Origin of the sequence: Nocardioides sp. NPDC057767 (assembly GCF_042798275.1) — a bacterium.
Lineage (GTDB): Bacteria > Actinomycetota > Actinomycetes > Propionibacteriales > Nocardioidaceae > Nocardioides.
The window spans coordinates 31,556-44,994 of sequence record NZ_JBHVKJ010000014.1 but is presented as its reverse complement, the minus strand read 5'-3'; the positions used below and the strand labels follow the sequence as shown (position 1 = coordinate 44,994).

Genomic DNA, 13,439 nt, shown 5'->3' with positions numbered 1-13,439 from the left:
CCTGATTCAACCGTACGCAGCGCCGACGGCGTCAGGTCTGGCCTGGGCTAGATTTGCCTCGTGCTGCTGAGCGACAAGGACATCCTGACCGAGATCCACGACGGACGGATCGTCATCGACCCCTGGGACGAGTCGATGCTGCAGCCGTCGTCCGTCGACGTACGTCTGGACCGGTTCTTCCGGGTCTTCGACAACCACAAGTACGCCACGATCGACCCGGCCGTGGACCAGTCCGAGCTCACCCGGCAGATCGAGACCGAGGGCGACGAGCCGTTCATCCTGCACCCGGGCGAGTTCGTGCTCGGGTCGACGTACGAGACCGTGACCCTGCCCGACGACATCGCCGCGCGCGTCGAAGGGAAGTCGTCGCTGGGGCGGCTCGGACTGCTCACCCACGCCACCGCCGGCTTCGTCGACCCCGGCTTCTCCGGTCACGTGACGCTCGAGCTGGCCAACGTCGCGACGCTGCCGATCAAGCTCTACCCGGGCATGAAGATCGGTCAGTACTGCTTCTTCAGACTCACCTCGCCGGCACAGAACCCCTACGGCAGCGAGAAGTACGGCAGCCGCTACCAGGGTCAGCGCGGCCCGACCGCCTCGCGCAGCTTCCAGAGCTTCCACCGCACCAAGATCTGAGCATCGGGTGGGCGAGGTCTTCGCGGGGCGCTACGAGCTGCTGGAGCCCATCGCGGAGGGCGGCATGGGCGCGGTCTGGCAGGTCCGGGACCGTCGCGAGGGCGACGTCAAGGCCGCCAAGCTGCTCCGCCAGCGTGATGCCTCCTCCCTGCTCCGGTTCATCCGCGAGCAGGCCACCCGGATCCATCACCCGCACGTCGTGACCCCGCTCGGCTGGGCGGGCGAGGACGACAACGTGCTGTTCACGATGCCGCTGCTGCGCGGCGGGTCGGTCGCCATGCTCCTGGGCGACTACGGCGCACTCTCCGAGCAGTGGGTCGTTGCGGTTCTCGACCAGACCCTCTCGGGCCTCGAGGCGGTGCATGCCGCCGGTGTGGTGCACCGCGACGTGAAACCGGGCAACCTGCTCCTGGAGGTGACCGGCGCAGGCGTTCCGCACGTGCGGCTCTCCGACTTCGGTATCGCCGTGCCCGCCGACCAGCCACGGCTCACCGAGGCAGACGTGACCTTCGGTACGCCGGGCTACATGGCGCCCGACCAGGGCAGCGACCCGGACCCGCGGGACGACCTCTATGCCACCGCCGTCACCGGTCTGCAGCTGCTCACCGGGGCGAAGCCCCCGCACGACCCGGCGTACGTCCCGGCGACGCCGCTGGGCCGGCTGCTGCTCCGGGCGATCGGCCCGGACCGCGCGGCCCGGCCGCAGACCGCCGTGGAGTTCCGCCGGCTGCTCGCCGAGGCCGTGCCCGCCCGGCCCTGGGAGCCGGGGGAGGCCGAGGTCCTGGACCAGTACGTCGCTGGGCACATGTCTCCGCCACCCCCTCCGCCTCCTCCGCCTCCTCCGCCTCGGGCCGCTCCGGCGAAGACCGCGGTGCGGCGTACTGAACAGCACGACGACCGGCCGGTGTGGCCGATCGTCGTGCTGATGGTTGCCGGGATCCTGCTGCTTTCGAGCAGTGCCCTCCTGCTGATCTAGGCGCTCCGCCTCCGGATCAGCAGCACGGCCGCCGCGGCGAGCGCGGCGATGCCGAGCCCGGCGCCGCCGATGCCGGCGACCAGCTTGACGGTGTCGGCGGCACTCGCCGCGTCGTCGCGGCTCCGGGTCTCGGAGGCGTCGGTCGTCTCGCCCTCGCCCGCGTCGTCGGAACCCTCGGTCCTCTGGGCGCTGCCGGACGAGTTCAGGTTGAGCTCGGTGGTCGGCGGGGTGAGGCCGGACACCTTCTCGTAGTCCGGCTCGCCCTCTCCGGCGTTCCCGACGGTCTTGATCGTGAGCGTGTAGGGCACGTTGATGTTCTCGGCAAGGCCGTACTGCACCCGGACGTAGTGGATGCCCGGCAGCCCGGTCGACGCGGTCGCATCAGCGGTGTCGAAGCGGTTTCGGTAGGCGACGGTGTTGGAGAGGGTGCCGGTGCGCCAGGCGTCGTCGCAGTGCTGCAGGAGCCCAGTGGCACACCAGCTCTCGGGGGCGTCCGTGCCGATGTCGACCGTCGCCTCGCCGCCGAGCGGCCCGATGACGTCGAGCTCGACGCCGGCGCCGACGCCCCACTCGGCGCGGATGGCGTCGGTCATCCTGGCGTCGAACTGCGCCTGCAGGTGCTGGCCCCAGCCGACGGGGACGCCGACGACCTGGTTCTCGCCCGGGTTGATGTCGAAGGAGTACGTCCCGTCCTCGACGATCGGCGCGTTGGCGATCGCGCTGCCCGGCACGACGTCGCCGGTCGGCTCTGCAGGCGTCAGGTCGCTCCATGTCGGCTGGTCGGGCTGAGGGGGAAGGGCGTCGAGAGCGGCCGTACCAACCGGCGGCTCCTCGTAGACCATCAGCTGGACCGGCTTCCCGGCGATGGCGCCGGAGTCGCCGCGTCCCGGCGCCGTGGACAGGATCAGCTCGTCGGTCGTGTTGCACGGCTCCCCCGGGTCGGTGTCCCCGCTGTGGGTGGAGCCGAAGATCAGCCGGTTGCCGTCGCCGTACGTCCCGCTCTGCACCACGGTCCACCGACACTGGATGAGGTTGCCGTCCTCGTTCTCGACGCTGATCCTGGGGCTCAGGTTGCTGACCAGGTCCTCGGACTCGCCCTCGAAGATCAGGCCCAGGTGGACGGTGGTGCCGGCGGCGGTGCGCTCGAAGCGGTAGAAGCGTTCGTCGCGGGTCTGGATCGTGTCCAGATACTGCCCCGCCTCCAGCACGGGTGCATCGGCCGCGTCGGCGGTGCCCTCCACAGGGGCGCCGGTGAACTCGAACGGCCGCAGCGCCCGCTGGGAGGCCCCTGAGATCGAATCGCCGATGCCCTCGGCGTCGTCGGCGTCGTAGTAGGTGCCGTTGCCCTTCTCGGCGATGCACTCGAGCTGCTTGCGCGCCTTGCCCGAGACCGAGAGACCGACGACGTCGATCTGCAGGTCGATGCCCTGCGCGGCGATCGCCTGGGCTGTCGGACAGGGGTCGCCACAGGTCGACTCGCCGTCGGAGACGAGGACGATCGACCGCTTGCCCTCGGACCCGATGTCCTCGGCGGCGCGCTTCAGCGCGACCGGGATGGGGGTCTCGCCGTAGGGCTTGTAGCCGCTCACCGCGGATCGCAGGTCGTCACGGTTTCCGGTGCCGGGCTCGACGACCAGCTGGGTGTCCTCGCAGGCCCCCTTCTGCTTGCGTCCGAACACCTTTGCCCCGAACACGCGCACGCCCACGTCGGCGCTCTCCGGCAGGCCGTCGATGACCGTGTCGAGCGCCTGCTTGGCGGCCTGGATCTTGGTGGTGCCCCCGCCGGCCGGCTCCTTCATCGACCCGGAGGAGTCGAGCACGAGCATCATCCGGCCGTAGGTCCCCTGGTCCTGCTCCTCGGTGGCGGCAGCGGGGGCGGCGCCGGTGCCGGTGACGGTGACGGTCGCGATGAGAGCCCCGGCGAGGCCGGTGGCGATCACAAGTCTGTTCCGCATGCCCCGCACCCTATGTTCACTAACGTATATTCCGCAAGTACATTTGCAAACGTCTTGTCTACGTGTGTAGATTGCCTGCATGGGCGTCGAGGAGAACATCCAGCAGCAGCGTGAGCTGTACGGAGAGCCGCTCGGCGACCTCGTGCGACGAGCGACCGCTCCGCTGGGCCTCACCCAGGCGACGACCGCGAAGGTGCTCGGCCTGAGCCCCGCGATGCTGTCGCACCTGATGACCGGTCAGCGGGTCAAGATCGCCAACCCGATCGCGCTCGGACGCCTGCACGCACTCATCGATCTCGGCGCGGCCGCCGGGGATCTCACCACGTCTCAGATCAACGAGCGGCTCGACGAGATCCGGGAGCTCGCCTCCGAGCTCACCACCGGTGCGCGGGCGGTGGCTGTCGAGGGTGGGGTCGCGGTCCGCGGCGTCCTCCGTGCGGTCGCCTCGGGACGCGAGCTCCAGCAGGCTGTCGACGCCCTGCGCGACGTCGCGCCCGGACTGGCCGAGGTGCTCGAGATCTACGGCTCCGGCAGCGACGACGAGATCCGGGCCCACTTCGCCTCGATCCGCCACCTCCTCTGAGCGGGGTTGTCGGTGGTCGCCGCTAGGGTCGGGTGGATGAGCGAGACACCGTTCCTGGCTCCCGACGGCCAGACGCGTTGCGCGTGGGCCGGCGGGGCGCCGGAGTTCCTCGACTACCACGACACCGAATGGGGATTTCCGGCCGGCGGTGACGTGCGGCTCTTCGAGAAGATCTGCCTGGAGGGGTTCCAGAGCGGGTTGTCGTGGCGCACGATCCTCAACAAGCGGCCGGCTTTCCGTGAGGTCTTCGCGGGATTCGATTTCCACACGGTTGCCGAGTTCGACGAGGGTGACGTCGAGCGTCTCCTGCAGGACGCACGGATCATCCGTCACCGCGGCAAGATCGAGGCGGCGATCAACAACGCCCGTCGCGCGGTCGAGCTCGTGGAGGAGCGTCGGTCGCTGGCTGCGTACGTCTGGGACTTCGAGCCCGAGCCGCTGACGGTCCCGGAGGTGGTGGCCACCTCGCCCGCCTCGGTCAGCCTCTCCAGGGACCTCAAGAAGCGGGGCTGGAAGTTCGTCGGGCCGACGACGATGTACGCGTTCATGCAGTCGATGGGGATCATCAACGACCACTCGCTCGACTGCGTGATCCGGGATCGGGTCGAGGCCGAGCGGGCGGCGTTCGTCAGACCCTGACCTGTCCATATCCGGGGGCCCGATGCCTCGTTCGAACCCAAGATGTGTTTAGGCTGTCCTAACTAAGCATTGCCTAACCCGAGGTGGTTTCCCCCGTGATTCGTCGATCCGTACTCATCGCAGCGAGCCTGGTGCTCGCTGCCACCGGCCTGGCTGCGTGCAGCACAGGCGCGACCGACTCCGCGGACAGCTCCGCGGACTCCGCCTCGAAGGCGGACAAGGGCGCCTTCCCCGTCACCGTCGAGCATGCCTACGGCAGCACCGAGATCACCGAGGAGCCGACCAACGTCGCCACCATCGGCTGGTCGGACCACGACGTGGCGCTGTCGCTGGGCGTGGTCCCGGTTGCTGCCCAGGCGATCACCTGGGGCGGCAACGAGCAGCAGTCGACCGACTGGTTCGACGCCGAGCTGAAGGAGGTCGGCGGCAAGCAGCCGGTGCGCTACAACGCCGACACCAGCATCCCCTTCACCGAGATCAGCAAGGCTGCGCCCGACCTGATCCTGGCCACCAACTCGGGTATCACCGAGGCGGACTACAAGAAGCTCAGCCAGATCGCCCCGACCGTCGCCTTCCCTGGTGACCCGTGGCTGACCTCCTGGCAGGACTCGCTCGAGATGATCGGCAAGGCCACCGGCCGGGTCACCCTCTCCGAGAAGGTCGAGAAGGAGACCGAGGACAAGATCGCGCAGGCCCAGAAGGACCACCCGGAGATCGTCGGCGCCAGCTACCTGGTCACCGGTGTCCAGGACAACTCCAAGCTCGGCACCATCGGCCTCTACGGCGCCGGTGACGCCCGCCCGCAGATGCTCACCCAGCTCGGCATGGAGATCGCCCCGGTTGCCGACAAGCTCGTCCCGGCCGGCCAGTTCTACACCGATGTCTCTGCGGAGAAGGCTCCCGAGCTGGACTCCGAGGTGCTGATCAACCTCGGCTACACCGCAGGCAGCTTCGAGGCCCTGCAGAAGGACAAGCTGCTCAGCCAGATCCCGGCGATCAAGAGCGGCCACTTCCTCGACGTGACCGACCAGCCACTGTCCCTGACCTTCTCCGCCGCGAGCACCCTGTCGATCCCCTACTTCATCGACGAGCTCGTTCCCTCGATCGCCGAGGCGGTCGACGGCGGGAAGGTCAACGTCACCGCGGCTGAGTGAAGTCCGCGTTGACCATTCGCACGTCCCTGGCCCCGGCCGACCCGGCAGCAGCTGCCGCCGCGGTCGTCCGGGGCCGACGGCTGCCCGGGGTCGGGCTGATCCTGGGGGTGCTGCTCCTCGCGGCCGTCGCCTCGATCCTGCTCGGTGCCGAGTGGGTCCCGCCCACCGCACTCTTCGACGACGGCAGCTTCGGGCACGCGATCTTGGAGAACCGGATCGCCCGCACCGCGATCGCCTTCGCGGTCGGCGGCGCGCTCGCGCTCGGCGGCGCCTGCCTGCAGGGACTCACCCGCAACCCGCTGGCCGATCCGGGGCTGCTCGGCCTCAACGCCGGCGCGGCCTTCGCGGTCGTCGTGGCGCTGGTCTACGTCGGTGCCACCGGCCTCGACTCGCTGCTGTGGGCCGCCTTCATCGGCGCGGCCCTGGCCGCGATCCTCGTGCACGGCATCGCCGCGATCGGCCGTGACGGCGCCACCCCCGCCAAGCTCGTGCTGGCCGGGGCGGCACTGACCGCGGCGCTGACCAGCTGGACCAGCGGCATCCTGCTGATGGACCACAAGGGCCTGGAGGTCTTCCGGCAGTGGCAGGTCGGCACCATCGGCAGCGACTGGGGCGACCTCGCGGTCTGTGCCCCCTTCCTTGCCGTAGGCGCCCTGCTGGCGCTGCTCGGCGCGCGGGTCCTGGACGCGCTCGCGCTCGGCGACGACCTCGCCAGGGGACTCGGCCGCCGCACCGGCCTGGACCGGGTGGTCGTCGGGATCGCGGTGGTGCTCCTCAGCGGCACCGCCACTGCACTGGTCGGCCCGGTCGCCTTCGTCGGCCTGGTCGTCCCGCATGCCGTACGCGCCCTGGTCGGTCCCAGCTACACCCTGGTGCTGCCGCTCTCGATCGCCGCCGGAGCGGCGCTCACCGCCATCGCCGACGCGCTGGGCCGGGTGGTGCTCCCGCCCACCGAGGTGCAGGTCGGGATCATGACGGCCGTCGTCGGCGTACCTGCCTTCGTCTGGTTCCTGCGACGCGGACGGATGGCCGGCCTGTGAGCGCGACCCTCGACCCTGTGCGGTCCGTCGACGTCGCACGCAAGGCGCGGCGGGCGCCGCGGCGACGCCACGCCTTCGTCATCGCGGCCCTGGTGGTGCTCCTCTTCGGGGCCTTCGTCGCCCGGGTGCTGCTCGGCAACTTCATCATCACCGTGCCCGACTTCTTCCGGATCCTCGGCGGAGCCGAGATCCCCGGCGCGACCTTCCTGCTGATGTCGGAGAAGCTCCCCAGGGCGATCCTCGGGGTGCTGGTCGGGATCGCGTTCGGCAGCGCCGGCGCGGTCTTCCAGAGCACCCTGCGCAACCCGCTGGCCAGCCCCGACATCGTCGGAGTCTCGCTCGGCGCGAGCGCGTCGGCGGTCTTCGCCATCGTGGTCCTCGACCTGCAGGGGCTGGCCCTGAGCATCGCCGCGATCGTGGGGGCGATCGCGATCGCGGTGGCGGTCCGCCTCGTCGCCGGCTCCGACGGCAGCTACCGGCTCGTCCTCGTCGGCGTCACGGCCGCGGCCGCGATGACCGCGGTCGTCCACTATCTCTTCACCCGCGCCAACGAGTTCGACGCCCTGCTCGTGCTGCGCTGGCTGACCGGCGCGCTCAACGGCGTCACCTGGCCGACGATCTGGACGCTGCTGGGCTTCCTGCTCGTGCTCGTCCCGGCGCTGATCTGGACCGCGCGCTCGGCGCAGGTCCTCCAGCTCGGCCCCGACGTGGCCACCGGGCTGGGCGTCAGCCGGCGGCGTACGGACCTGCTGCTCCTGCTTGCCGTCCTGCTCACCGCGCTCGGCGTCGCCGCCGCCGGGCCGGTCGCCTTCGTCGCGTTCGTGGCCGGGCCGATCTCGCGGGCGCTCAACGGCGGGCGTACGACCCTGGTCGGCGCTGCGCTCGTCGGTGCCATCGTGATGGTGGCCGGCGACTACATCGCCGACTATGCGGTCTCCGGCGTCTCCTTCCCGGTAGGCGTCGTCACCGGTGCGTTCGGGGCGCCGTTCCTGTTGTGGTTGCTCGCCGCCGGGCGGGCTGGAAGGCGATGACATGAAAGAGGCCCAGATGAGACTCGCTGCGGAGAGTGTGAGCCTCGGCTACGGCGCGGACCCCGTCGTCGACGGAGTCTCGCTGGAGATCCCGGACGGGCTCACGACGGTGATCGTCGGCGCCAACGGCTGTGGGAAGTCGACCCTGCTGCGTGGGATGGCGCGACTGCTCAAGCCGATCTCGGGACAGGTCGTGCTCGACGGCAAGGCCGTTCACAAGCAGCCCACCCGCGCGGTGGCCAAGACGCTCGGCCTGATGCCGCAGTCGCCGGTCGCGCCCGAGGGCATCACCGTCGTCGACCTGGTCGGCCGTGGACGCCAGCCGCACCGCGGCGCCCTGCAGCGCTGGTCGGCCGAGGACGACGCCGCGGTCGCCGAGGCGCTCGAGCTCACGGACACCCTCGACCTGGCCGACCGCGTCGTCGACGAGCTCTCCGGCGGTCAGCGGCAGCGGGTCTGGGTGGCGACGGCGCTCGCTCAGCAGACCGACCTGCTGCTCCTCGACGAGCCGACGACGTTCCTCGACGTCGCCCACCAGGTCGACCTGCTCGACCTGCTCCACGGGCTGCGCTCCTCGCGAGGGACCACCGTGGTGATGGTGCTCCACGACCTCAACCTGGCGGCCCGCTACGCCGACCACCTGATCGCGATGAGCGGCGGCAAGGTCGCCGCGACCGGCACGCCTGCCGAGGTGGTGACCGCCGGCCGCGTCGAGCAGGTCTTCGGGCTGGAGTGCCAGGTCATCCACGACCCCGTCTCGGGCACACCGCTGGTCGTCCCCATCGGACGTCACCACCGACCCGCTGCTCACCCCCACGCACAAGGAGCCTGACATGCCCATCCTCGCCCGCGTCTCGGTGCGCTCCGTCGAGCGCCTCTCGCCCTCCTTCGCCCGGATCGAGCTGGTCGGCGACGACCTGGCCGACTTCGGCAACGACGGGCCCGGCCTCGACCAGCGAATCAAGCTGATGTTCCCGGCCGCTCCGGGCGTGCTGCCCGAGCTCTCGGCCGAGGACTGGTACGCCGAATGGCTCGCCCTGCCCGACGACGAGCGCCCGCGGATGCGCACCTACACGATCCGCTCGATCGAAGGGGAGGGCATCGAGAAGCGCCTGTACGTCGACTTCGTGCTCCACCCCGGAGCGCACGGTCCCGGCTCCGACTGGGCCGGCGCGGCCGAGCCGGGCGACGAGATCCTGGTGGCCGGTCCCAAGCTCGGCGAGCCCTACGGCGGGATCGAGTGGCTTCCGGGTGACGCGACCCGGCTGCTCCTGGTCGGCGACGAGACCGCCGTCCCGGCGGTCGTCTCGATCCTCGAGTCCCTGCCGGCGGACGCCACCGGATCGGCCTTCTTGGAGGTGCCGGTCGCCGGTGACGTACAGGAGGTGGCTGCGCCTGAGGGGCTGAAGGTCACCTGGCTGCCGCGCGAGGGCGCGCCGGTCGGTGGCCCGGCTCTGGCTGCCGTCGGGGGCCTGCTCGGCTTCGAGGCGACTCCCGAGGACGTCACCTCGGTCGAGGTCGAGGATCCGGACCTGTGGGAGACCCCGATCTACTCGTCCTCCGGTGAGGAGGTGGCCGCCGAGAACGGCTCGGCGAGCACCGAGGACGGTCGCTACGCCTGGATCGCTGGTGAGTCCCGGATGGTCACCGCACTGCGCCGTCACCTGGTCAACGAGCTCCAGATGCCGCGTGAGCAGGTCGCCTTCATGGGTTACTGGCGAGAAGGCGTGTCGATGAAGGGGTGACCCAGCGCGGTTCAGATGCGTACGCGTGGTTAAGTTTGGTGCGCCCAATCAAATAGAAGGGTCTCGGAATGCAAGCAAGCATCCTGGCCGCGGACACCCTGATCCAGGCCAACGCGGTCGACTATCTCCTGATCGCCATCTACTTCGCCTTCGTCCTCGGTATCGGCTTCCTGGCCAGCCGGGGCATGTCGAACTCGGTCGACTTCTTCCTCTCGGGCAGGTCGCTGCCCGCGTGGGTCACCGGGCTCGCCTTCATCTCGGCGAACCTCGGCGCTGTCGAGATCATGGGTATGTCGGCGACGGGAGCGCAGCTCGGGCTCCCCACCGTCCATTACTTCTGGATCGGTGCGATTCCAGCGATGTTGTTCCTGGGCGTCGTGATGATGCCCTTCTACTACGGCTCGAAGGTGCGCTCGGTCCCCGAGTTCATGAAGCGCCGTTTCGGCACCGGTGCCCACCTGGTCAACGCGCTCTCCTTCGCGCTGGCGCAGCTGCTCATCGCCGGTATCAACCTCTACCTGCTCGGCTCGATCGTGCACGCGCTGCTCGGCTGGCCGCTGTGGGTGGCGCTGATCGTGGCCGCCGTGATCGTGCTGTCCTACATCACCCTCGGTGGTCTGAAGGCCGCGATCTACAACGAGGTGCTGCAGTTCTTCGTGATCGTCGCCGCGCTGCTGCCGCTGACCCTGCTCGGTCTCCACCGGGTCGGCGGCTGGGACGGTCTCACCTCGAAGATCGAGAAGGCCGCGGCCGCCAACCCCGACACCGTCGCTCCTGCCGCGGACCAGCTCAACTCGTGGCCCGGTGCGGCGCTGACCGGCTTCGGCTCCGACTTCCTCTCGGTCGTCGGCATCGTGTTCGGTCTCGGCTTCGTGCTCTCGTTCGGCTACTGGACGACCAACTTCGTCGAGGTCCAGCGCGCGATGGCCGCCGACTCGATCTCGGCCGCCCGGAAGACGCCGATCATCGGCGCCTTCCCGAAGATGTTCGTCCCGTTCATCACCATCTTCCCCGGCATGATCGCGGCGGTCCTGGTCACCGAGATCGCGCGTACGAAGGCGGGGGAGGCGGTGCCCGGCGGCGCCTCCGGTGAGGGCGTGACCTACAACGACTCGCTGCTCTACCTGATGGCAGAGGTGCTGCCCAACGGCCTGCTCGGGCTGGCGATCACCGGTCTCCTGGCCGCGTTCATGGCCGGTATGGCGGCCAACGTCTCGGCGTTCAACACGGTGGTGTCCTTCGACATCATCCAGGAGTACATCATCAAGGACCGCCCCGACGACTTCTACGTCAAGCTGGGTCGCTGGGCGACCGTCGCGGCGACCGCCATCGCGATCTTCACCGCGGTCCTGGCGTCAAACTTCTCCAACATCATGGACTACCTGCAGACCCTGTTCGGGTTCTTCAACGCGCCGCTGTTCGCGACGTTCATCCTGGGTATGTTCTGGAAGCGGATGACCGCGACCGCCGGTTGGACGGGTCTGGTCTCCGGCACCCTGGCGGCCGTGCTCGTCGGCATCCTCGCCGAGGGCACCCTCGGCGGGCTCTCCGTCGGGGTCCTGCCGCTCTCCGGCCAGGGCGCCTCGTTCGTGGCCGCCGGTGCGGCCTTCGTGGTCGACATCGTGGTCAGCGTGATCGTCTCGCTGGTGACCGCGCCGAAGCCGGAAGGCTCCCTGAAGGGTCTGGTCTACTCCGAGACCCCGAAGGAGGACCTGGTCGACCCCGAGGACGCCGGTCGACCGTGGTGGGAGCGTCCGGTGCCTCTGGCAGGCGTCGCGCTGGTCCTGGTCATCATCCTGAACGTGATCTTCTGAGGAGGCTGAGATGTCCACAGAAACCAACAAGGGCTTCGTCGCCACGCTGCTGTCGCTCTTCGACATCCGTAACGTGATCGGGTCGCTGCTCGCGGTCTACGGCGTCATCCTGCTGCTGATGGGCCTGTTCGGCGACCCCGAGGTCGACAAGACCGGTGGCCCCAACGCCAACCTGTGGGCGGGCATCGTCCTGCTCGTCATCGGCGCCGTCTTCATCGCCTGGGGCGTGCTTCGGCCTGTCGTGCCGGACGCCCCAGGCTCCCACGAGGAGAAGTGATCTCCGGACTCACAGCCCGATCAGGGTGATGTCGCCACTGACAGTGGTGGTGCGGAGCTCGACGTAGGGCTCACCCGCGGCCGGTGCGCCAGCGCTCTCGACAGTGCTGGTGCACCGGCCGGTCACTGTGTTGACGTCGGTCCACACCGGGGTGCCGTTCGGGATCCCGATGCGTACGTCGGAGGAGGCGCCCTTCACCGAGATCCGGCCCGCGCTGACCGAGTGGATGGCGAAGTCGCCGGCGCCGGTCGAGTGGCTCACATCGCCCTCGACCTCGTCGATCTCCACGCTGCCGGAGCCGGTCTTGGTGTGCAGGTCGTGGGCCGTACCGATCCGGATGTCACCGGATCCGGACTTGATCGAGGCGCGCCCGTCAAGGGTGTCCGCCTCGACGTCTCCCGAACCGGACTCGATCTGGAACTCCTCGGTGACCCGGTCGATGCGTACGTCGCCCGAACCGGTCTGGAGCCATGCGGCGCGCAGGACGCCCTCGGTGGCGATGTCGGCGCTTCCGGTGCGGGCGCGCAGTTGGCTGCGGGCCGGGACGGTCACGGTGATGTCGTAGCGCCGCGAGCGGCTGAAAGGACCCTTGTGGGGGTCGATGATGTTGATCGTGTCGCCGCTCTGCTCGACCACGAGATGCTCGGCGTCCTCGCCCTCGATCTCGATCGTCGTCTCGTCGGTGTCGGTCGCCTGGACCTCGAGGTTGCCCTTCTCGAACTCGACGAACAGCTTGGCCGGTGCGGTGGACATGAAGGTGTACGTGCTCATGATGCTGCTCCTCAGGGGTGTGCTGATCTACCGGACCGGCCGGGCGGCCGTCCGTTGGTGCGTAGGGGTTCAGGTCAGAGCCAGCCGGTCATCCGGCGGTCGGACCTGCCGCGGTTGCTTCCGCGGAACGGATCGAGGCTGTTCATCGCCTCGGTGACGATGTGCGGGATCGCGGAGAGGTCGACGTCGACGTTGACCGCGTTCTCCCGGGTGGCCGCGCGTACGGCGCCGACCAGCCAGGTGTTGAGGGACTGGCCGGCGTCGGCCGCTGCCTCCTCGGCCTTCGCCTTGAGCGACTCCGGGATGCGCAGGGTCACCCGGGCGAGGGAGTCGTCGGCCTCGGGCTCCGGCGGCGCGGGGGGAGCCGGGGGAGCGGGCGGTGCCGGAGGCGCGGGTGGGGTCGGCGGGATCGGCTCGGCGAGCTCCGGCAGCGTGACCCCGAACTCCAGGTCGCGCCCCCGCAGACGTACGTCCACGTTGCCCGTCGGAAGCTCTGCCGTGATCTCCGCGGCTGCCTGGCTCACCGCCTCCATCACCGCCAGCCGGGCCGCCGGGTCGAGTGCGTAGGTGAGTCGCTCCGCGGTCTCCCGAGCCTCCGGTCCCGATGCCTCGGCCGCGGCCAGCAGGTCCCGTCGCAGGCTGTCGATGTACGGCGTGATGTCCATGCGCATCACTATGACATCACAATGACGTCACTGCAACCCCGATGTGACATCACGTGATGTCAGGAGAGTTCCGAGCAGGCGGCAGGCGCGGGTAGTCCAGGGAGTTTCCGTCCATTACTCGCCGGTAGACCGACGGGAACTCCCTGGACTACC

14 protein-coding genes are annotated in these 13,439 nt (G+C 69.6%); 11 read left to right on the top strand and 3 right to left on the bottom strand.

Annotation, left to right across the window (positions count from 1 at the left end; all coding sequences use genetic code 11):
* The first annotated feature begins 60 nt into the window (after positions 1 to 60).
* Complete coding sequence (gene dcd, locus ACFVDI_RS09580) at positions 61 to 636, top strand: dCTP deaminase (RefSeq protein WP_008354516.1); 576 nt, start codon at positions 61 to 63, stop codon at positions 634 to 636.
* Between the two features lie 7 nt (positions 637 to 643).
* Positions 644 to 1,612 (top strand): serine/threonine-protein kinase, encoded by a 969-nt coding sequence (locus ACFVDI_RS09575; RefSeq protein WP_378903470.1) that lies wholly within the window; start codon positions 644 to 646, stop codon positions 1,610 to 1,612.
* Here the strand turns inward: ACFVDI_RS09575 and ACFVDI_RS09570 are convergent.
* Positions 1,609 to 3,567, bottom strand: coding sequence for a VWA domain-containing protein (locus tag ACFVDI_RS09570; protein WP_378903467.1), 1,959 nt, complete (start codon positions 3,565 to 3,567; stop codon positions 1,609 to 1,611). The two genes, ACFVDI_RS09575 and ACFVDI_RS09570, sit on opposite strands and share 4 nt — an antisense overlap.
* A 79-nt stretch (positions 3,568 to 3,646) precedes the next feature.
* On the opposite strand from ACFVDI_RS09570, the gene ACFVDI_RS09565 reads away from it, so the two are divergent.
* From ACFVDI_RS09565 to ACFVDI_RS09525, 9 genes are all read left to right on the top strand, one after another.
* Entirely contained in the window at positions 3,647 to 4,150 is a 504-nt protein-coding gene (locus tag ACFVDI_RS09565; protein WP_378903464.1) for a DNA-binding protein, read from the top strand.
* 36 nt (positions 4,151 to 4,186) lie between these two features.
* Positions 4,187 to 4,789 carry a DNA-3-methyladenine glycosylase I gene (locus tag ACFVDI_RS09560; protein ID WP_378903461.1) on the top strand — a complete coding sequence of 201 codons (603 nt, stop codon included), beginning with the start codon at positions 4,187 to 4,189 and terminating at the stop codon, positions 4,787 to 4,789.
* 95 nt (positions 4,790 to 4,884) lie between these two features.
* Entirely contained in the window at positions 4,885 to 5,943 is a 1,059-nt protein-coding gene (locus ACFVDI_RS09555; protein WP_378903458.1) for an iron-siderophore ABC transporter substrate-binding protein, read from the top strand.
* 8 nt (positions 5,944 to 5,951) lie between these two features.
* The gene (locus ACFVDI_RS09550) at positions 5,952 to 6,983 is read left to right on the top strand and encodes a FecCD family ABC transporter permease (protein WP_378903453.1); all 1,032 of its coding nucleotides are present in this window, start codon (positions 5,952 to 5,954) and stop codon (positions 6,981 to 6,983) included.
* Positions 6,980 to 8,014 carry a FecCD family ABC transporter permease gene (locus ACFVDI_RS09545; RefSeq protein ID WP_378903450.1) on the top strand — a complete coding sequence of 345 codons (1,035 nt, stop codon included), beginning with the start codon at positions 6,980 to 6,982 and terminating at the stop codon, positions 8,012 to 8,014. Before ACFVDI_RS09550 ends, ACFVDI_RS09545 begins: the two co-directional genes overlap by 4 nt.
* Positions 8,015 to 8,030: 16 nt before the next feature.
* A complete protein-coding gene (locus ACFVDI_RS09540) occupies positions 8,031 to 8,846 on the top strand; it encodes an ABC transporter ATP-binding protein (protein WP_378903447.1) in 816 nt (271 codons plus the stop codon).
* A gap of 1 nt (position 8,847) precedes the next feature.
* Entirely contained in the window at positions 8,848 to 9,759 is a 912-nt protein-coding gene (locus ACFVDI_RS09535) for a siderophore-interacting protein (protein WP_378903444.1), read from the top strand.
* 83 nt (positions 9,760 to 9,842) lie between these two features.
* Positions 9,843 to 11,573: a sodium:solute symporter family protein gene (locus tag ACFVDI_RS09530; protein WP_378903602.1), complete on the top strand. Its 1,731-nt coding sequence runs from the start codon at positions 9,843 to 9,845 to the stop codon at positions 11,571 to 11,573.
* A 10-nt stretch (positions 11,574 to 11,583) separates the two neighbouring features.
* Entirely contained in the window at positions 11,584 to 11,850 is a 267-nt protein-coding gene (locus tag ACFVDI_RS09525) for a hypothetical protein (protein WP_378903441.1), read from the top strand.
* Positions 11,851 to 11,859: 9 nt separating this feature from the next.
* Here the strand turns inward: ACFVDI_RS09525 and ACFVDI_RS09520 are convergent, their stop codons facing one another.
* Both ACFVDI_RS09520 and ACFVDI_RS09515 read right to left on the bottom strand, forming a co-directional pair.
* Positions 11,860 to 12,621 (bottom strand): DUF4097 domain-containing protein, encoded by a 762-nt coding sequence (locus tag ACFVDI_RS09520; RefSeq protein ID WP_378903438.1) that lies wholly within the window; start codon positions 12,619 to 12,621, stop codon positions 11,860 to 11,862.
* 74 nt (positions 12,622 to 12,695) lie between these two features.
* Complete coding sequence (locus ACFVDI_RS09515; RefSeq protein ID WP_378903435.1) at positions 12,696 to 13,286, bottom strand: toxin-antitoxin system HicB family antitoxin; 591 nt, start codon at positions 13,284 to 13,286, stop codon at positions 12,696 to 12,698.
* Positions 13,287 to 13,439 lie beyond the last annotated feature (153 nt).